Origin of the sequence: Microcoleus vaginatus PCC 9802, from assembly GCA_022701275.1 — a bacterium.
Lineage (GTDB): Bacteria > Cyanobacteriota > Cyanobacteriia > Cyanobacteriales > Microcoleaceae > Microcoleus > Microcoleus vaginatus_A.
The window spans coordinates 2,846,124-2,866,618 of the sequence record CP031740.1 but is presented as its reverse complement, the minus strand read 5'-3'; the positions used below and the strand labels follow the sequence as shown (position 1 = coordinate 2,866,618).

Annotated in this window: 13 protein-coding genes and 4 pseudogenes; 7 read left to right on the top strand and 10 right to left on the bottom strand. The window is 47.0% G+C overall.

What is annotated here, in order from left to right:
• Positions 1–283: 283 nt before the first annotated feature.
• From D0A34_11565 to D0A34_11535, 7 genes and pseudogenes are all read right to left on the bottom strand, one after another.
• A complete protein-coding gene (locus tag D0A34_11565) occupies positions 284–4,843 on the bottom strand; it encodes a PAS domain S-box protein (GenBank protein UNU19421.1) in 4,560 nt (1,519 codons plus the stop codon).
• Between the two features lie 930 nt (positions 4,844–5,773).
• Positions 5,774–6,169 carry a sensor histidine kinase gene (locus D0A34_11560; GenBank protein UNU19420.1) on the bottom strand — a complete coding sequence of 132 codons (396 nt, stop codon included), beginning with the start codon at positions 6,167–6,169 and terminating at the stop codon, positions 5,774–5,776.
• A 44-nt stretch (positions 6,170–6,213) separates the two neighbouring features.
• Positions 6,214–7,061, bottom strand: a pseudogene (locus D0A34_11555) (IS630 family transposase).
• A gap of 125 nt (positions 7,062–7,186) precedes the next feature.
• On the bottom strand, positions 7,187–8,140 hold the full coding sequence (mdh, locus tag D0A34_11550; GenBank protein ID UNU19419.1) for a malate dehydrogenase: 954 nt from the start codon (positions 8,138–8,140) through the stop codon (positions 7,187–7,189).
• Positions 8,141–8,256: 116 nt separating this feature from the next.
• Entirely contained in the window at positions 8,257–8,472 is a 216-nt protein-coding gene (locus D0A34_11545) for an NAD(P)H-quinone oxidoreductase (GenBank protein UNU19418.1), read from the bottom strand.
• Positions 8,473–8,727: 255 nt separating this feature from the next.
• Positions 8,728–9,660: a DNA-formamidopyrimidine glycosylase gene (locus D0A34_11540; protein ID UNU19417.1), complete on the bottom strand. Its 933-nt coding sequence runs from the start codon at positions 9,658–9,660 to the stop codon at positions 8,728–8,730.
• Positions 9,661–9,662: 2 nt separating this feature from the next.
• On the bottom strand, positions 9,663–10,046 hold the full coding sequence (locus D0A34_11535; protein ID UNU22255.1) for a photosystem I reaction center subunit IV: 384 nt from the start codon (positions 10,044–10,046) through the stop codon (positions 9,663–9,665).
• Positions 10,047–10,335: 289 nt separating this feature from the next.
• On the opposite strand from D0A34_11535, the gene D0A34_11530 reads away from it, so the two are divergent.
• Together D0A34_11530 and D0A34_11525 are read left to right on the top strand one after the other, a co-directional pair.
• A complete protein-coding gene (locus tag D0A34_11530; GenBank protein ID UNU19416.1) occupies positions 10,336–11,064 on the top strand; it encodes a riboflavin deaminase in 729 nt (242 codons plus the stop codon).
• Between the two features lie 106 nt (positions 11,065–11,170).
• A complete protein-coding gene (locus D0A34_11525; GenBank protein ID UNU19415.1) occupies positions 11,171–12,367 on the top strand; it encodes an N-acetyltransferase in 1,197 nt (398 codons plus the stop codon).
• A 370-nt stretch (positions 12,368–12,737) separates the two neighbouring features.
• Here the strand turns inward: D0A34_11525 and D0A34_11520 are convergent, their stop codons facing one another.
• From D0A34_11520 to D0A34_11510, 3 genes and pseudogenes are all read right to left on the bottom strand, one after another.
• Positions 12,738–13,316, bottom strand: coding sequence for a hypothetical protein (locus tag D0A34_11520; GenBank protein ID UNU19414.1), 579 nt, complete (start codon positions 13,314–13,316; stop codon positions 12,738–12,740).
• A 302-nt stretch (positions 13,317–13,618) separates the two neighbouring features.
• Positions 13,619–14,578: pseudogene (locus D0A34_11515) on the bottom strand (sensor histidine kinase).
• Positions 14,579–14,830: 252 nt separating this feature from the next.
• A pseudogene (locus D0A34_11510) lies at positions 14,831–15,211 on the bottom strand (sensor histidine kinase).
• A 278-nt stretch (positions 15,212–15,489) separates the two neighbouring features.
• On the opposite strand from D0A34_11510, the gene D0A34_11505 reads away from it, so the two are divergent.
• The 5 genes and pseudogenes from D0A34_11505 (at position 15,490) to D0A34_11485 (ending at position 20,312) form a co-directional block, all read left to right on the top strand.
• Positions 15,490–16,335: a M48 family peptidase gene (locus D0A34_11505; protein ID UNU19413.1), complete on the top strand. Its 846-nt coding sequence runs from the start codon at positions 15,490–15,492 to the stop codon at positions 16,333–16,335.
• 112 nt (positions 16,336–16,447) lie between these two features.
• Positions 16,448–16,921, top strand: a complete 474-nt coding sequence (locus tag D0A34_11500) for a TspO protein (GenBank protein ID UNU19412.1) — start codon at positions 16,448–16,450, stop codon at positions 16,919–16,921.
• Positions 16,922–17,147: 226 nt separating this feature from the next.
• Complete coding sequence (gene hflB, locus D0A34_11495) at positions 17,148–19,022, top strand: ATP-dependent zinc metalloprotease FtsH (protein ID UNU19411.1); 1,875 nt, start codon at positions 17,148–17,150, stop codon at positions 19,020–19,022.
• A gap of 303 nt (positions 19,023–19,325) precedes the next feature.
• Positions 19,326–19,769 carry a hypothetical protein gene (locus D0A34_11490; GenBank protein ID UNU19410.1) on the top strand — a complete coding sequence of 148 codons (444 nt, stop codon included), beginning with the start codon at positions 19,326–19,328 and terminating at the stop codon, positions 19,767–19,769.
• 30 nt (positions 19,770–19,799) lie between these two features.
• Positions 19,800–20,312, top strand: a pseudogene (locus D0A34_11485) (hypothetical protein).
• The last annotated feature ends 183 nt before the right edge of the window (positions 20,313–20,495 follow it).

The following is a 20,495-nucleotide window of genomic DNA, read 5'->3' as shown; positions in this document are numbered from 1 at the left end:
ATTATTCCTATATCTATTGTCTGCATCTGCGTGAATCCGCATTAATCCCTTGTCATCTGCGGTTAAGGAATTATCTTTTTAAAACCGCAGATGAGGGCAGATAAACACACATTAACGCCGATGAATTCTATCAATTCCGATTGCACCGTCGCTGATTGTTGAGTATTAACTGGATTTTATCAGGACGATGCTACCGGATTTGATATGGTGGAAAATTACCCCACTGACGCAGAGTAACGCTTTCACAATGGCGAATTGCCAATTACAATTTACCAATTCCCCATTAACCATTAGCTTTGAGGGGAATCTCGATCGCCAATTCTGTACCCTGTCCCAGCGAAGAAGTGCATTTCAGCGACCCGTTGTGTCTGTCTGTAACAATTTGATAGCTAATTGACAAGCCCATCCCAGTGCCTTTACCCACGGGTTTAGTGGTAAAAAACGGGTCAAAAAGCCGAGTGCCGACAGTCTCCGGTATTCCCGGCCCGTTGTCAGCAATCCGAATGATTACCTTGCCCGCTGGCGATATTTCAGTGCGGATGCGGATGTGGCTCGGCTGTTTCCGCATTTCCTCAGCAGAACGGCGCAGATCCCGTTCTTCCAAAGCATCCAAAGCATTGCTCAAGATGTTCATAAATACTTGATTTAACTGTCCGGCATAACATTCTACTAAGGGCAGTTGACCGTATTCTTTAATCACCTCAATTTCTGGATGATTGTGTTTAGCTTTGAGTCGGTGCTGCAAAATCATCAGGGTGCTATCTATGCCGTCGTGGATGTTGACTGCTTTCATTTCCGCTTCGTCCATGCGGGAAAATGTGCGGAGAGAAGCAACAATTTGTTGAATTCTGTCTGCACCGACTTTCATTGAAGAAAGCAACTTGGGCAGGTCTTCCATCAGAAAGTCGAGTTCAATATTGTCTACTTCCTCTTGAATTTCCGGGACTGGATCGGGATAGTGATTTTGGTAAAGTTCGATCAGGTGTAGCAAGTCTTGAGTATAGTCGTTAGCGTGGGTGAGATTGCCGTAAATAAAGTTAACTGGGTTGTTGATTTCGTGGGCGACTCCTGCCACAAGTTGACCGAGACTCGACATTTTTTCATTTTGAATTAACTGCGATTGAGTGCTGGTTAATTGCTGCAAGGTTTGTTCTAATTCGAGAGCTTTATTGCGAGTTTGGGCGTAAAGATCGGCTTGGTTGAGAGCGATCGCCAATTGAACTGTAATCGCTTGCAACAATTCTACTTCGCTGTCGCTCCAATGCCGCACAGAAGCGGAGTGGGAGCAGGTAACAACACTCACGACCCCCGAAAGTGCCTGCATGGGAATTGCCAATATAGATTGGTACCCCATAGAACTAAGAGACTTTCTCCAAACAGGGTCTGCGATTGCTTCGACATCATCGACTTGCAGCGTTTCTAGACGCAAGATCGGTTCTCCTAAAGCGCCGAAGTCAGAAGCTTTATAGCGACCTATTAAATGGGGAAGTTCGGGGAGGCAAGATTCTTTAATAATTTCCCAGAAAGGTTCCTCCCCGTCGCAGTGATACCAGCTAAAGTTGCAACGATCAATCTGCAGGAAAGCGCGAATTTCTTGGACGGCGACAGCAATGATGCTGTCGAAATCGAGGGAATTGCGGATTTGAGTAGTGAGGTTGTTGAGCAATTTTTCTCGATCGGCCTGCTGTCTGAGTCGGGCTTCCGATCGCCTCAAGGCAATTTCTCCCCGCTTGCGATCGGTAATGTCTTCGGTGACAGCTAATAGATATTGCGGTTGGCCATCAGCATCGAGTATTGCGGTTTTCTTCGTATGAAATATGCGAGTATCGCCTTCTCTTGTTTGAATCAGTTCTTCGGGAATGTCTACAGTTTGCCGGCTGGCGAGCGCTTCCCGGTCTTTGGCGGTGAAAAATTCGGCTTGTTCTCTGGGGAAAAAGTCGTAATCATTTTTGCCCCTAACTTCTGCTTCACTGAAACCGAGCAACTCTTTGGCCGCCGGGTTCCACAGTACAAATCGCAAGTCTTCTGCTTCTTTGGCAAATACTCCTACAGGTATGGTGTTGAGCACTGATTCCATAAACTGTTGAGCCTGTTGCAGTTCTGCTTCTGCCTGTTTGCGATCGCTAATATCTCGGACGTTGGCAATGACGCTGAGATTGCCGTTGAGATGAATCCTGGAGAGGGCAATTTCTGCATCAAAAGTTGAACCGTCGTTGGGACGCCTCGCTTTCCATTCCACGCGGGGTGTTTCGCCGGCTAATACTCTTTCCCACAGTTCTTCCATTTGTTCAATGGGATTGTCGCCACTTGAATAGTCGTTTTTAAGTGATAATTGTGTTGCTTGTTCCTGGCTCACTTTGTACATTTCTAACATTCGATTATTGACATCGAGAATGTTGCCTTCTAAATCGTGAATGAAGATAGCATCGTAGACATTGTTAAATATGGTTCGCAGGTTTTGTTCGGAAACTTGTAGCGCTGCTTCTGCTTCTTTTCGATCGCCAATTTCTTGTTCTAACTGGGCGACTGCTTGGGAAAGTTCGGCCGTGCGATCGCTCACTCTGTCTTCTAACTCGGCTGCTGCTTGTCGCAGGGCTGCTTCGGCGGCTTTGCGATCGGTAATGTCGAGCGCCGTACCGAACAATTTTAGCACTTTGCCACTGGCATCGGTTTCGGCGCGGCCTACGGCGTTGAGATGCCGCAGCGTGCCGTCGGGACGGCAAAGGCGGAGGTCCAAATCAAAGGGGATGCCTGCTGCGAGCCCCCGCTCCACTTGAGTCTGCCACAATTCCAAATCTTCTGGATGGATCAGAGCGACCTGTTCGGCTAGGTTGGGGGCAGAGGCGGCCGGTTCGAGTCCGAAGATGCGAAAGAGTTCTTCGGACCAAGTGACGGTTCCCATTATTGCGTCGACTTCCCAATTACCGACGTGGGCGAGTCTCTGGGCTTCTTTTAGCTGCCGCTGGCTGTTGCGGATGGCTGTTTCGGCAACTTTGCGATCGGTAATGTCGAGCTGAACGCCGCAAAATACGATTTCGCCGTTCTCGCTGCGGGTGGGCATGGAGTCGCCCTGCCACCAGCGAATCTCACCGTCGGGCTTGACTAACCGCCCTTCATAGTGCCAGGGAGAGAGGTTTTCTACGGCTTCGCTGACGGAAGCGATGTAGCTTTCCAAGTCTTCGGGGTGGATGCGAGAAATGAATGTATTTAAGTCTCGCGTCATTTCTGCTGCTGTGACGCCAGTGAGAGCGAAGACGCGATCGCTAACGTAGTCAACTTGCCAAACTCCGTCCCGGTTGCAAAACTGGAACAAAGCTCCCGGCATGGTGGCCGCGATCGTCCGAAACTTGGTTTCGCTGGCAGTGAGGGCGGCAAAAGTCTGGCGCAGTTCGGCCGTGCGTGCTTCTACTCGGCGCTCTAGTTCTGCGTTGGCGTGTTGCAATGCGGACTCTGCGCGCTTGCGATCGGTAATGTCGGTAGCTGTACCGGTGGTGCCGAGGAAGTTTCCGGTTTCGTCGTAGAGGGCGATCGCGTTGAACATCAAATGTTTCATGCTGCCGTCTTTGGCGATGTGGGTGGTTTCGTACTGGAAAACTGATTCTCCGGCCAACAGGCGGGCGAAAACTTCTAAATCTTTCTGGCTTTGTTCTGGTGTCACAAAGTCGGAGAATGGCCTACCGATCATTTCTTCGGGTTCGTAACCGTAGATATACTTAACTGCTGGGTTGACGAAGGTATAGCGTCCTAAAGCATCGACAGACCAAATCATGTCTTGGGAGGTTTCTACCAGGCTGCGGTATTTGGTTTCGCTGGCTTTGACGGCTTCTTCTGTTTTTTTGCGTTCCGTCATGTCGCGGGAGACGCCGACAGTCATGACGATTTGGTCGTCTGCGTTGCGGATCGGTGTTTTGACGGTGCTGAACAGCCGCACTTCTCCGTCGTAGCGCGTCACCGGTTCTTCGGAAATTTGCAGAGTCTGTCCGGTTTCAAATACAAAGGCGTCATCTTTGATGTACTGGAGAGTATTGTCGGTATCGGCGAAAGGTGCGTCTACTATGTCTTGAAGTTCCTCTTGAGTCATGCCGTAATAGTCGCGGAATGCTTGATTTGCCCAAACAATTTTGGATTTGGGGCCTTTGACTAATACCATATCGCCGATCGAATCGAGAATTTGGTGATATTTTTGCTCGCTGTCGCGGAGTTTCTGCTGCGCGACTTCGATTTCTGCTATTTGCCTCTGGGTTTGCAAGTGTAGTTCGGCTTGGTGGATGGCAATTGCTAAATGGTCGCCTACTTGTCTGGCAAATTCGATTTCGTCTTCTTGCCACTGGCGGGGTTGACCGCAGGAGTGAATGCACAGCAATCCCCACAGGTGTTGCCCTTGCAGTAGGGGTACGACTAAGTTGGCTCGGATTTGAAATCGCTTGAGGATTTTGAGGTGACAAGGGCTCAACCGGGCTTTGTAAATGTCCGTGACTGCTTGAACGTATCCTTTGGCATAGTTGGCGGCAAATTGTTCGCCGAAGCAGTAGTCGCGGACTCTTGCTCCCAAAGATGGGCTGTATTGCGGCAGTACGTCTTCGGACACTACTTCGCCCTCATTCCATTCGGATTCGGGAAGAAAGCGGTAGACGGCGACTCGATCGGCATTTAGGAGTTGCCGAACTTCGGTGGCTGTGATTTTGAATATTGTTTCTAAGTCTAGGGATTCACGAATTTTGCTAATAACTCCCATCAGCGCTTGCAGCTTTTTGAACCAGGTTTGAGACTGCGTTTCTCTTTCTAGGTGAGCTAGTTTCTCGCGCAAGTTGCTGACTTCGTGATACAGGTATTCATGAAACATAATGCTTTTTCTTTAGTTATTTTGCGGTTTGTTATCAAGGTTGATGGCATCTCAATAGCGCTCTGCAAGTTGAGCCTGGTAACTCAAAAAGGCAAAGAACATATTCTCCTCCTTCTGCTAGCACTTAGCACCTACTCACGCTGCATTTCCGTATTTTTTCGAGATTGGGAAATCAATCGACCATCTTAGCTCCCGTACATTTACTGAAAAAAGGCATAACTTGCTACGTCATAAATTATCAATTATTGAGAAGTATGATAACAAAACTTACACATAAACCCCGTTTTTTAACGTAATTAAGTCAGGGAAGCTCCGAAAGTGGAAACAAGGAACCCGGTTCCCTTGCGGGCTCCGGAGGAGCGCCCTGACTAATTTTGACATTTTTTTGGCTCGCCTTAGGTTGCAATTGTCACCTTTTTATTATTACCGCAAACTCTATCTATGGTTTCCTTGGTTTGGCGATCCAATGTTCTGTTGGGTTCGCCTTTATTAAAATTTGTTTGAATTTAGGCGATCGCCTTTTTTAGAGTTTTCATTATTCTCGATTTATCTCTCCTAAATTAGATTTTATACAGCCTTTGGGGTAAGCCAAAATTTTAAAATGTTTTCCTTGCCTTCTCGTTATTTCATGCGATTGATTGGATTTTTTAAACAGATTAAAATTCACCGAATCAAAGGTTAGTTTTCGGTCAAAAAGTTGAGGTAGTTGCAGGCTATGGTTAAATTGGCTCAACTCAAGGGCGATTGCTTACCGCAACGGGCCCGCACGCGCGTTCGGGATAGCTTCGCACGCGCGGAGACTTTTTGCCCGATTTTTGCCATTTTTGACAAGTGTAAAAATTTTAGATAATACCAATGTTTACGGTATCACATTTTTGACTAAAGTAAAGGTCTTTCAAGCTTGATCAATAGAAAGGGCGAGCGCGAGGATTAAAGTTTGGGCAAAGTAATGATAAATTTCGTAGAAACTCGCATTTCACTTTCTACCTTTAAAGTGCCACGGTGTTGTTGGGCCATGCGATCGCGAGTGAGAGATAAGCCAAAACCGACTGCTTCGGCTGTTGGTTTAGGAGTAAAGAAAAGATGGCAGATTTTTGCTTTAATTTCTAGAGAAACTCTGATGGTATTGTCGCGCAGACCAAGTTCAACTGTTTTGGCCAGTTTTTGCGTTTTTACCAAATTTTTGAGAGGAAATTTTATATTTATCGATCGGTTCCTTGCTGCCATTTGTCGGCTTGTGAAATACAGCCTAACAAGCATGATCTTTTTATCAAAGCGCGGTTGAACTCCGAGAAGCCAACTTCCGAAGATCGATCGCACTGTCATACTCAATATAAATTATTATAGTTATTTCAAATAAAAATGAGACACTAAGTTGCACAATAAGCGCGAATAATCTCATCAAGAGATGTGGCAGAATGCGAATACATTATAGCTCTCTTTAATGCACTAAAATCATGCTCAATATCATTTAAGTCAGGAGAGTATTTTGGTAAAAAAAGTATCTGATGGCCTGCTTCCTCCACCAGCAGTCTAATTGCTGTCTTACGATGAATCGGTGCATTATCCATGATTAATATTGATGGTATTGTTAAAGATGGCAATAAATATAAAGCTAACCACCCTTCAAAACTTTCTGCATTCAAGCTCCCTGTAAAGACCATAGGTGCAATCAAGTCCTTGTTTCCTTTTCTTCTTCCTGCTACTAAATTTTCTCTCTTTCCGCGTTTTCCTTGTCTATCCCCATATACTTTTTTTCCTTTTTTTGACCACGCATAAACACAAGCATGAAACTCTTCAAACCCTGACTCATCAATAAATACAAGGCTTTTACTCCCATGAGCTTTAATTAAATTTCTCAGTGTTTGGTAGTATTGTATTCTTTCTTCTCTATTCCTTTCTCTATAACGATATTCTTTTTTTTTCTCGTAATTTTCATTTTCTTTAAGGCATAGCATATGGCACTCGCTCTCACCCCGAATTTCCTTGCTCTTTCTATTAATCTTGCTTCGGGATTTTCTTCTACATCTTTTCTGAGCGCTTCCCAGTCTATCTTTCGCTCACGGTGTTCTACCTTAGTGGCTCGAAGGTCTTCCCTCCCTAGCCATCTGTATATTGTTGCTCTTCCTACTTTAAACAGGGCGGCGGCTTTAGTTATACCCCCTCCATTTTCCACATAATCCACTACTCTTTTTCTTAAATCTAGACTGTATGCCATTTTTCGGCTCCGAGTTAACAATTTTTCTTGATTTTACATCATCTTGCATTTGTCTCAGATTTATTTGAAATGACTATATATTGAAGTGGCGAGCAGGCTGCTATGATCAACGAACTGCTACAAACTTAAGAAGCCGTTTTCAGTATTGCCCTGGCTTCCTCAATATTTTGGGCAACCAATTTGCCCGAGTCGATAAAGGCTGCTCTTTCAGTATCGCTGAGTTCGAGTTCCACTATTTGTTCGACTCCCTGATATCCCAAGCGGCAGGGCACTCCTAAAAAGATATCTTGCACGCCGTATTCGCCGTGCAAATAAACGCAGCAAGGCAATAGTCGCGACTGATTAAATAAAATAGATTCTACCATCAAACAGACAGCAGATGCGGGTGCAAAATAAGCACTACCAGTCTTCATCAATTCTACAATTTCGGCGCCGCCGTGGCGAGTCCGCTGTACGAGTCGATCGATCGCCCCAGCATCCATAAGTTGATTGATGGGAATACCGTTGACAGTAGAATAGCGGGGCAAAGGAACCATTAAATCGCCATGAGAACCGATGACAGTTGCATTGATTTCAGCAATTGAAACGCCCAATTCCATTGCTATAAAAGTTTCAAAGCGGGCGGAGTCGAGAACTCCCCCCATACCCATGACTCGGTTTTTTGGCAAATCCGCTGCTTCCCAAGCTAAATAAGTCATGATATCTAGGGGATTTGTGACGGTGATTAAGATTGCTTCGGGAGAATGCTCTATCGCCTGTTTTGTGGCTTCGGTGACAATTCGAGCATTGATTCTAATTAAATCTTCCCTATTGATACCTGGTTTGCGCGGCACTCCGGCGGCAATTACTATGATATTTGAGTTTGCCGTATCTGTATAATCATTTGTACCGACAATTTGGCGATCGTGGCGTTCCACTCCCCTGGCTTCCATCAAATCCAAAGCAACGCCCTGCGGCCAACCCTCCACAATATCTAGCAATACTACATCTGCCAGATTTTTCTCAGCAATTCGCTGGGCTAACGTACTGCCGACTTTGCCTGCACCAATAATTGATACGCGGTTTGATGGAGAATTCATTGGGTTTTAGATTTTAGATTTTAGATTTTAGATTTTAGCAATCAGCTTAATTGGGGAAAGGTGCGCGGTGTGCACCCTTCGCTACATTAAGAACAGTGATGTTGAGTTTTGGTGAGTTAGTTAAAATCTTCGAGTTGGTCTACCCGCAGCCAAATATTGGGGGTGGGTACTTTGCCAAATTTGACGAAGGCGTAGTCGCCGCGAACATCCATCACTTCGCCCTTTGTTTCAAATATATACGAGGAAAAGCGCTGGTCGCTGGCTTTGGCTTCTAGACTGTTTTCCAATTTTTCGCGTACAGCGCGAACTATACTGCCTTTCTTGATTGCCATAACTTGCTTTGTTTAGTTTAAAAAACTATACAAATTTTAATCTAGATTTGGCTGGAAAGGACTTCTTCTTTCTTCTGACATCTGGCACCATTCTCGCTTAACACGCCGGAAATGCCTGTTCCACAAGAGTTCAATATTCTTGTGGGCTGGGTGTCGCGCCCGCCCGTGACAGCCTTATTGACAAGGGTACAAGATATCAGTTCTTCCTTCTTCCTTCTTCCCTCTTCCTTCTTCCTTCTTCCTTCTTCCTTCTGCTTATTGCTGACACGCGGGGCAAAAATGAGTCGATCGCCCTGCTAATTTTATACGTTCGATGGTTGCCGAGCAAGTGCGGCAGGGTTGACCAGCGCGATTGTACACCCAAGCGACGCCGCCGTAGTTGCCGTTGACACCTTGGACGTTGAGAAAATTGCTAAAAGTCGTGCCGCCGGATGCGATCGCCTTCTGTAAAACTTGAATAATAGCTGTATGGATGCGCCCAATTTGCTCTGCCGTCAAATCTGCACAGAGAGTTGTGGGCATCACTCCCGACAAAAACAAAGTTTCGTCTGCGTAAATATTGCCCAAACCAGCTATCAGGGCCTGGTCTAGCAAAGCTGTTTTAATGGGTCGCGCCCGCCGGTGCAGCTTGCGGGTCAAATATTCTGTTGTAAACTCGTCTGAAAACGGTTCGGGGCCTAAGAGTTTCAGACCGATGACTGTGCTGGAAACCTCGGTTTCTGCCGGCACGTACCACATTTGCCCGAAGGTGCGCTGGTCTACAAACCGCAATTCTTGGTTTCCTTCAAAAAACAGCCGCACTCGCGCGTGTTTTTGCAGGGGTTCGGATCGGTTCACCCACAGCAGTTGTCCCGTCATCCGCAGGTGAACGCCCAACCAGCCGGCTTTTGAAGGAAGGAGGAAGGAAGAAGCAAGAGGGGAAGAGCTTGGAGTTTGAGCCCTAAATTCTCCCCCTTTCCCTTTCTCTCTTTCTCCTTCTGGGAATTGAGATAGTTCTGCCAGTAGATATTTGCCGCGTCTGTACCAGCGGGCGATCGACTTTCCTTTGAGTTTTGTCAAAAAATCGGTCGCAGAGATGGAACGGGCGATCGTGCTGTTTAACAACACGTCGCCGCCCAACATTTCTCGATCGAGGGTTGCTTGATTCAAACCCCGGCAAATAGTTTCAACTTCTGGCAGTTCTGGCACAATTAGCGTTGTTCTGTTCCTTGACCTTGAGGCGAACCTTGGACGGTGCCGGGCGTTTCGGAGCCCGGTTCGCTGCCCGTGTAACTTTTCGGCTGCTGCGTGGGGGTACCCTGGCCGGTTTGCCGAGTCCTCTCGTCGAGCGTGGTTTGTTTGCCGCCGGAAGCTACTGGAGTCCCTGCTTTCGTTTTTGCTGTGGGTGCTGCCACTTCAACTAATTCGCTTTCGGCGTAGTTGTTGGTGTTGACGCCTGCATAATTTACGTTGTTAAAGCGAACGATAACTGGGTATTTAATGCCGCTTTTGTCTACCGTAGCAACGATGCCCACTTCTTGATACCAGTAGGATTCTTTGCGGAGAATCCGGACTGTAGAACCGCGTTGAACCATGAGCTTTTTTTCCTTTGCGATGAATAAACGGATCAAGCCATTTTTTTTACTCTAGTCGATCGCGCGGCGCATTTAAAGTCTGCAACGAATTTTTTACCTCCCACGCCGTTTTTTGTCTGCTGTTTGTAAAGAAAAGTAAATACTTTGGTAGGGCGATCGCTGCGGTTGCAAAATAAATAAACCCACATTATCCGTCAAATAAAACCAGTACGAGCGAGTTGAAAACAAACTTTACAAATAGTTGTGAATTGGTACAGTTAAATGTTGTTCTGCGAAATTCTGATAAGCCATGACTGAACCTCACGCAACAGTAATACTCGCGATCAGTGCTGACGGTAAAATAGCAGATGCAGTACGATCGCCCGCGAGATTCGGTTCTGCCAACGACAAATCCCACCTGGAACAGCAAGTAGCCACAAGTGACGCGGTTTTGTTCGGCAACGGCACTTTACAGGCTTATGGGACGACGATGAGAGTGATTTCGCCAGAATTGGTCAAACAGAGGGAACTGCAAGGGAAGCCCCCACAACCGGTGCAAATTGTATGTTCGCGATCGCCCCAATTTGACCCCAACTTGCGATTTTTCCAGCAACCGGTGCCTCGGTGGCTGCTGACGGGGCAAGACAGCAGGGACACGGGATTGCCGTCTCCTCTTCCTTCTTCCCTCTTCCCTCTTCCTTCTTCCTTCTTCCTTCTTCCTTCGATGTTCGATCGAATTATCTATGCGAAAACCGCAGGTGGAGAGATTGATTGGATTGATGCGTTTCAACAGCTAGCAAGCTTCGATATCAAACGCTTGGCGATTCTGGGCGGGGGAAAACTGGTAGCCTCTGTGCTGGCTGCAGGCTTGGTAGACGAACTTTGGCTGACGGTGTGTCCGTTAATTTTGGGCGGCGCGGATGCACCGACGGCTGTTGAGGGAGAGGGTTTTTTGGCGGATGTAGCGCCGAAATTGGAGCTTTTGGCAGTTAAACAGGTGGGACAAGAGGTATTTTTGCATTATCGGGTCGATCGATAGTCCGGCATTTTTACTGGTTCCCCGGCAGAGGCTGTTAACAAGTGTCGAACAGGGGAAATTATATTAACTTAAATGAAGTTCGATCGCTCTACGCTCAAATCTCCCTATGCTGAAACAGCCAAAACCTGAATATTCTGTAGCCTGGATTAGCAAAATAGGCGAAATCCCGCAAGCGTCGTGGGATGCCCTGGCGATGCCACTAAAAACTCCCTTTCTGGAATGGGATTGGCTTAACAATCTCGAAATCTCGGGCAGTGCGACAGGTAAAACCGGTTGGCTACCGCATCACTTAACAGTCTGGCGAGACAAACAGTTGATTGCTTGCGCGCCACTTTATGTCAAAAGCCACAGTTACGGGGAATTTGTATTCGATAATCAGTGGGCGGATTTAGCCCAACGTTTGGGTGTTCAATATTATCCGAAATTGATGGGCATGACGCCGTTTACTCCGGCTGAAGGCTATCGGTTTTTGATTGCCGAGGGGGAAGATGAAGACGAGTTAACGGGAGTAATGGTAAGCGCGATCGACCATTTTTGCGATCGCCACAATATCTCCGGCTGCAATTTCCTTTATGTCGATCCCGAATGGCGCGAAAGAATGGAACGCCATGGTTTCAGCAGTTGGCTGCACCACAGCTATATTTGGCAAAATCAAGGCTATCAAAATTTTGACAATTATTTAGGCGCATTTAATGCTAACCAGCGCCGCAATATCAAGCGCGAACGCAAAGCAGTTGACCAAGCTGGTTTGTTGGTAAAAACGCTGACAGGCGATGAAATTCCCCAAGCCATGTTTGCTCAAATGTATGCTTTTTATGAGAATACTTGCGACAAATTTGGTTGGTGGGGAAGCAAGTATCTGACTAAGCGATTTTTTGAACAGTTGCACCACAATTATCGCGATCGAGTTTTATTTGTAGCCGCCTACGACAAGGAAGATGACAGACAGCCTGTGGGTATGTCTTTTTGTTTGTATAAGGGCGATCGACTGTACGGGCGTTATTGGGGCAGTTTGCAGGAAATCGACTGCTTGCACTTCGATGCTTGCTACTATACGCCGATCGAATGGGCGATCGATCGGGGCATCCAAAGCTTCGATCCCGGTGCCGGCGGCAGGCACAAAAAACGGCGCGGCTTTCCAGCTACGCCCAATTATAGTTTGCACCGATTTTATAACAACCGTCTGGCGCAAATTCTCAAGTCTTATATCGGTCAAATCAACGAAAGAGAACAGCAAGAAATTGATGCCGTCAACGAGGATTTACCTTTTACTAAGTTACCTCCTTTGGTACTCGGCGATTGACGGTTGACTGTGAATTTGGAATTGGAAATTGGGAATTAGTAACAGCCTATCGGTGTCAACATAATACTAAAACCCTGTGTATAATATCTCGTTTGTATCGAAGTTTCTATCCCCCTAAATCCCCTTTAAGAAGGGGGAACTTAAATGCTCTTCCCCCTTTATTAATAGGAGTTAGAGGGGACGTAAGAATACTCTTGTCCCCCCCTTAATAAGGGGGGTTAGGGGGGAGCCAAACTCAACTATAAACGATATTTATTAGGGATTTTAGTCTTAAGTTGACACGAATGGTAACAGTCAACAGTCAACAGTCAACAGTCAACCGTCAACCGTCAACAGTCAACCGTCAACAGTCAACAGTCAACCAATTAACCTAATTCACAAATACTCTCCCATCTTCCTGAATTTCCAGGGATTTTGTATCAGCGGCCACCTCAGTTGTCGCGCCGAAACTGACTTGCAACATTCCCGGCATCGCGGTTGCTTGGGGGCGAACCAGCACCAATCCGCCGTCTGGGCGCTGGTAAGTGAGAGTGATTGGCACTGGGAGGGTTTGAAGCAAAATTTCCGATTGTTCGCCCAGAGTGCGCGGCTGGGTCACGCCTACGATTTGATAATTGATGACAGCATTGGTGGTATTCACCAGTTTAATTACTATCCCGCCTTCAGCAGGCGTAACTCGCGCACTGGGCAGGGGAAAGCGGGGAGGTGCGTCTGTGGGTGTAGATGGCACCCCGCTGAGGCCCGGACTTGCAGCCGGAGTTGGTTGGCTGACGGGTTCTTCAGTGGCTGCGGGAGTCTCTGAGGGAGTCTCTGCGGGTTGGGAAACGGGTTTTCCTTGTTGGGGCGGTGGGCCGCCGGCCTGGGAAAGTGTTGCGAGACTAACGAGTAAACCTCCGCAGGTGGCTGCTAGCAAGCTGATTTTTTTTAACGGTAGATTGTGGCGAAACATAAATAACTCCTCACAAGTTCGATCGAGGTTTTCCAACAAAGTTCATGTTAATCTATGCGGGAATTGAATTTTAATAGCTTGCTTGGGGCCAGAGGTAGGAAGAATCAGGCTTGAGGGGTAGATTTTGTGATTAACCTTTCTAGGGTGCACAGTCCGAGGGGAAGAGAGGAAGTTTAGAGGGGGATTTGTGTCGGAAGAAAGGAACGAAGCAATCGCAGGATCTATTTTTCATCGTTTCTGCTTAAGTCCTGTTTTTTTATTAACCGCAGAGGGCGCAGAGGGCGCAGAGGAGAGGGGAAGTTTTAGGGGCGAGATGCTTCTGATTTGTGGGCGGGGAGGGTGACGGTAACGGCGGTACCTCGATCGACTTGGCTGTCAATGCGGATTTGGCCTCGGTGATTTTCGACAATTGCTTTGGCGATGGCTAATCCTAAGCCGGAACCGGCGGCGCTGCGGTGGGTGCGGGCGGGATCTGCGCGATAGAATCGATCGAACAAATGCGGCAGGGCTTCTGCGGAAATTCCGATGCCGGTGTCTGTTACTTTTATTTGCAGCGCAGGATTTAACATCGCCGAATTTCTTTTGTTTTTAGCTGCAAGCTGCAATTCTACTTGAATTTGACCGCCAGAGGGCGTGTACTGCACGGCGTTGCTGACGAGATTGGTAAAAAGTCGGGCTAGTTGATCCCAGTCGCCTAAAAGTGTAAAGTTTTCCTCAGCGTTGGGCAGATCGACAATTTCCAAAGAAAGAGAGAGATTTTGGGTAGTGGCGATCGCCTGTTGTTCTTCAATTACCTCCATCAGCAAAGCATCGAGAGGAACCTCAATCCACTGCTGCTGCACGATACCGCTATCTTGTCTGGCTAAAAACAGCAAATCATCAACCAAGCGCCCCAAACGGCGGGTGAGACGTTCGATAACTTGTAGCTGTTGATGCTGCTGCGGTTCGATATCCGGTTCCGCTAAAGCTACTTGCACGTTAGTTTGAATAGTGGCGATCGGATTTCTGAGTTCGTGAGAAGCATCAGCAGTAAACTGTTTGAGACGCTGATAAGATTCCCGCACAGGTTTCATAGCCAATCCCGACAGCAGCCAGCCAATAGCTGCAACGCAAATTAGAGTTAAACCCGCGCCCAAAATCAAATCGAGAATTAATTGGCGGATGGGTTTTGTCACTTCAAACCAAGGATGGCTGACTCGCAAATATCCCAGAACTTGGCGACCGATTTGTACTCGCTGCGTTACTTGTCTGAGGGAATAGTTTTGAGTTGTCCGAATGCTAATTGGTTTGGTAGAAACGCGATTTGTATTTTGTGCGATCGACTTTTCACTACCTAAATTTAGATTTTCCTGCCAACCTGCATTCAAATCCCCATCCAAATCTCTTCTCTCTTGCCTCTGCCCCTCTGCGGTTAAATCCCTCTTCGTTCTATCCCTTAAATCCGTGACATCCCCTACATAGCCCGTTGCCAAACTTTCTTGTGCCTGATTTGTGTCCTCAAACTGCAACTTATTAATTATCCAAACTGTTTCGCCGGTGCGGTTAGCATGAATGGGAATATTCAGCGGTTCCGATAAAGTAGACCATAGCAATTCCCCCGTAGGACTGAACCATTCTAAATCAATGTGGTCGTCTTCTACTGCATCGGTGCTATCTCGAAAACTCGCTTGAATATTAACTTGCAACTTAATTTTATCTTCAGTAGTAGGGAAATTGATCGGTTCGATAACGAGAGTTCGCTCTATTACTTCGACAACGTGATGGAGGGTGTCATCTATGCGATCGATCAAAGTATGGCGGACGTAGAAATAGAAACCAGTGGCGAATAAAAGTAAGAATACGGCAGTAACGGCAGTATACCAAATAGCGAGGCGGCGGCGGGTAGCTTGAAACATATTGCGAAGGAAGTTCGGCAACGGATTGTGTAATTGATTTAACAGATTTAACCGATTTAATAACTATAACCTTCTTCTCTTCTCTTGTTCTCTTCCTTCGTGTGGTAACGAAAACGCGCCGCTTCGCTAACGCGACGAAAGCAGTTCGTAAAAAAAAAGCCTTGTTCGCAAATTCTCCAAAAAAACTCTAACAACTTTCCATTCTTGATACTTCAGACAGATGTGGAGGTAGTTGTCACCCTAGTATTCTAATCGCGCAACTTTTTAGGTAAAAGCCTGTGACCACATTTTTATTCAGGGCCGCGATCGGGCTATTAATGGCATTTTTTGGAGCAATCACCTATTTTACAAACGACGTACAAAATCCGGTAACTGGAGAGAGACAGCGGGTGCAGCTTTCTCCCCGCCAAGAGATAGTTTTGGGATTGCAGGCGCGAGATCAAATGGCCGCCAAGCATGGGGGGCTTTATCCCAGCCAGAGTATTCAGCAGTATGTCGATAAAGTCGGCGAACGAGTTGTCAACAGTTCGGCGGCTAAACAAGCGGGTTATCCGTTTGAATTCCACCTGCTGCGAGACGCCCAAACTGTCAATGCTTTTGCTTTGCCGGGGGGACAAGTTTTCATTACCGCCGGACTCCTGCGGCGGCTGAGTTCCGAGGCTCAGTTGGCTGCTGTACTGGGACACGAGGCGGGTCACGTTGTGGGCCGGCACGGTGCGGAACACTTGGCAAAACAGCAGTTGGGGAGGTCTTTGGTAACGGCGGTTGGGGTGGCTACTAGCGACGAGCGCGGTGGGGGTCAGCAGGCAGCATTAATTGCTCAAGCTGTCAATCAAGTTGTCGGTTTGCGGTACGGTAGGTCTGATGAACTTGAGAGCGATCGGCTCGGTTTTCGGTTTATGACGGAGGCGGGTTACGATCCTAGAGCTATTGTTGAGGTGATGCAAATTCTCGGTGCTGCTAGGAAGGGCGAAGCGCCACCGGAGTTTTTGAGTTCTCACCCAAACCCTGAAAACCGAGTTGAAAAGTTGCAAGCTTTAATAGCGCAAAATTACCCGAACGGCGTTCCAGCTAATTTGGTGTCTGGACGCGAAGAGTTTGCTAAGAATTTGTCTGGCGGTTAGCGATAATTGCATCGGGCTTTACAAAAGTTATTACTAAAGGCGGATCTAAGTTCGGCTTGGATTTGACACGATCAAGTTAATGAGCGATCGAGCAATTTGAGAGTGGAAAACCATGATGGAATCTTGGATGATTATCGGCGGCGTGACTTTCTCAGTCGCCTTCGGCACTCTGTCTTTTAAACTGCGGGATATTAACTGGGCCGTTAAACTTCAAAGACCGGATTGGATGTTTTTTGAGCCTGCTATTCCGTTAATTTGGACGGTGATTTTTGCTTGCGCGGCCGGCAGCGCTACTTTCGTGTGGGAACAGGAGCCAGGGAGCCTTAAAACATGGCTGTTGATGGCTTTGTACTTGCTTTTAGAAATTGTCACAGTTGCTTATATTCCTGCTACTCTCAGAGCCAAAAGTCTCAAAGTAGGGACAATTTTGGGAGGGGCTGGCGAGATTGTGGGAGCTGTGTTGACGTTGGCTGTTTTGCCGATTTCTCAAACTGCGGCTTTGTTACTTTTGCCTTACGTGATTTGGGGTGCGATCGGCACTTATACTACTTGGGAAATGATTCAATTAAACCCAGAAGCGGCATAAATATTCGGTGATCTTCGGCGCACCCTACATACTATAACGCTCTTCTCTTCCTTCGTGTCCGTAGCATCTTCGCGGTTCGTTAAAAAAAGCATTGTTAATAATAGCAAATCCGTGCTAGCGGGTTAACCCACCCGATAAAGTGAGGAAATCCGCTTAACATTGTCTGCCTAGTTGATGAGAAAATAGATGAATAAAACTGCTTTAAATCAAAGGATGACAGCTATCAATGGCCATTAAAGACCAGCCCCAACCACCTCGTTTTCGACAAATTAGCAATGTCTTGTTATTGCTCTCAAGTTTGTTCCTGCTGGCAAACATCTTTTTACCCAATTTGTTCGGCCCTCAAATTCCCCAAGTGCCTTACAGCTTGTTCGTCCATCAGGTTCAAGAACAAGATGTAGTCCGAGCTTCGGTAGGCCAAAATGAAATTCGCTACCAACTAAAAGGCGAAGGCGACCAACCCGGTCAAGTGCTGTCAACGACGCCGATTTTTGACTTGGAACTTCCTAAACTTTTGCAAGAAAAAGGCGTTGAATTTGCGGCAACTCCCCCTGCCAAAAATGGCTGGATCGGCAGTGTTTTAAGCTGGGTGGTTCCGCCGCTGATTTTTGTGGCGATTTTTCAATTTTTCATGAACAGGCAGGGTGGCGGGCCTCAGGGTGCGCTCTCGCTCGGAAAAAGCAAAGCTAAGGTCTATGTAGAAGGCGAATCGGCGAAAATTACTTTTGCTGATGTGGCTGGAGTAGAAGAGGCTAAAACTGAATTAGTCGAAGTTGTTGAGTTCCTGAAAACTCCCGACAGGTTTACGGCAATTGGTGCGCGAATTCCGAAAGGCGTGCTGTTAGTCGGGCCTCCGGGAACTGGCAAAACGCTGTTAGCAAAAGCAGTGGCTGGTGAAGCTGGCGTGCCGTTTTTTAGCATCTCCGGTTCGGAGTTTGTGGAACTGTTTGTAGGTGTTGGTTCTGCAAGAGTTAGAGATTTATTCGAGCAGGCTAAGAAACAGGCTCCTTGTATTATTTTCATTGATGAATTGGACGCGATCGGCAAATCTCGTAGCAGTAACGCTAGCTTCGGTGGGAATGATGAACGCGAACAAACTCTCAATCAATTGTTAACTGAAATGGATGGTTTTGCTGCGGGCAATACTACGGTAATTGTGCTTGCTGCAACTAACCGCCCGGAAAGTTTGGATGCTGCTTTGTTGCGCCCTGGTCGTTTCGATCGCCAAGTTTTAGTCGATCGCCCCGATTTATCTGGTCGCGAAGAAATTTTGAACATTCACGCTCAAAAAGTGAAGTTGGGCCCGGATATTAATTTGAAGGCGATCGCCACTCGCACCCCCGGTTTTTCCGGCGCTGATTTGGCAAATTTGGTGAATGAAGCTGCTTTGTTGGCGGCCCGCAACAAACGCCTAACTGTAGCGCAGGAAGACTTTGCAGAGGCGATCGAACGAATTGTAGCTGGCTTGGAAAAGAAAAGCCGCGTGCTCAATGAAAAAGAGAAAACCATCGTTGCTTATCACGAAGTTGGACACGCGATGGTGGGTGCTCTGATGACTGGTAATGGCGAAGTTGCGAAAATCTCGATCGTCCCTCGCGGTATGGCTGCTTTGGGTTATACTTTGCAGTTACCGACTGAAGACCGTTTCTTGTTAGATGAATCGGAATTGCGGGGTCAAATTGCGACTTTGTTGGGGGGGCGATCGGCTGAGGAAGTCGTGTTTGGTAGCATTACTACTGGCGCTTCCAACGACTTGCAAAGGGCGACGGATTTAGCTGAACGGATGGTGACCACTTACGGGATGAGTAAGGTTTTGGGGCCTCTAGCTTACGATCGAGGTCAACAATCAATGTTCCTCAATGACGGTATGGGAAATGCCCGCCGCGCGGTAAGTGCTCAGACTGCTGAGGCGATCGACCAAGAAGTGAAGGAAATTGTCGAAACTGCACATCAGCAAGCTTTGGATATTCTGAAAGCAAATCGGGAATTGTTGGAAACAATTACCCAGAAACTGTTGGAAACTGAGGTGGTGGAAGGTGATTCACTTCGCGAATTCCTCCGTCAAGTGCGGCCTTTAGATAAGGTTGCGGCTTCAGTTTAATAGGGTTTAATTAAACCGCCGATGAACGCAGATGATTCCAAATCATCTGCGTTTTGCGATCGCACTCCACGATGAGCCGACTGAAACAGACAACGGCAAACAGACAAACCCGCGTTTGTACGATCGCAAGTAATCGTATTAAGGGAGAGCAATCACAGGGCGCTCTCCCTGATACTCAAATCAAAATAAATGAGCAGTGACATCTCACGAATTAGCTGCAAAAACAAAGAGCGATCGCATCCAACCAATGCAGCAATTACATTATGATTGGTCTGGCGATCGAGTTGGGCTGATAAAAGGCTAATGGCAACACTCTATTATCGAGGCATGGCAGAAGAAAACGGTAAACCCAAAATGGGACGCAGCGCGAGGCTACTGGGAGTCAGACACGGTACTGACATTGATGTTGAGCAAGTGCCCAAAGACTGGTTGGATGAACAAGGTTATTTACTACCAGAAACAGAGCGCAAGTCTTCAGAGGAGTCTGTCACTGTAGCCATTAGAAACACAAAAGGAATGTCTGTATCCCTCTCTATCGAAGGCTTACCACAATCCCGCAAACCCCCAAAATTTGGCGGCACAGGAAAAGATCCTCTTTGGCAGATTGACGACAGCAAGATCCTCGGAGATATTGAAGCTGTGAAAGATAGTCCAACTCATGTCAGTATTTTGCCAAGCGCTACAATGCTTTTAGAGAAATATGAAGCAGCCCTGGCCCAGACACAGAATGAATGGGAGAAAGTTTGATAGTTTAATTTACTCAACGGGAGAACAGCAATGGCATGGGTGTTTAGCTTATCGGCTGAATGTGGCACAAAGCAATCGGAAGCACAGCAATTTGCTCAATATTTCAATAAAATTTTCTGCGTGCTCTCAAACGGTAGGGTTTCCCAATGTCGGGCAGAAATTTTTCAGGATATAGAAGAAAATTGGTGGTGTCGAGTTTGTCCAAGTGGCATCAGTGAGATTGGAATTAACACTCCAGAAAGTGCTTATTTAATGACGGAAATAGGTAGATTTCTGTATCTGCGTTTGCGGTTTGCTCCACCGTTTCGGTATGCTTTAGTTGGTATGGAAGTAGATGAGTTTAGAACCTACAGCGAATTGATTGAAGAGCCTGGCTTGGCTTTTGCTGGATTGGTTTTAGCTGAAGCTGTTTGGCAAGCAACGGGAGCATCTTCGGTTTTTCGATCGTTCAGTCTTGGATATGTTTGGAAGCCCTATGAAGGTGAAGTTTATAGACCACTACTAGCATCACCGGACTTAAAGAACAAGCCTGATGAATTGCTGGGTGGGGTAAATCCTTTCAATAAAGGCATCACGCCTCACAGTAAAGACAAAACTGTGCGATATTTACGGCCAAAGCGACCGCCCTTTACCTATCGAAATCACAGTCCGATATTTACGGAAAAAGCGATCGCCCTTCACCTATCGAAATCGAAGAATTAGTCGTTTCATACAGCGATCGTTATA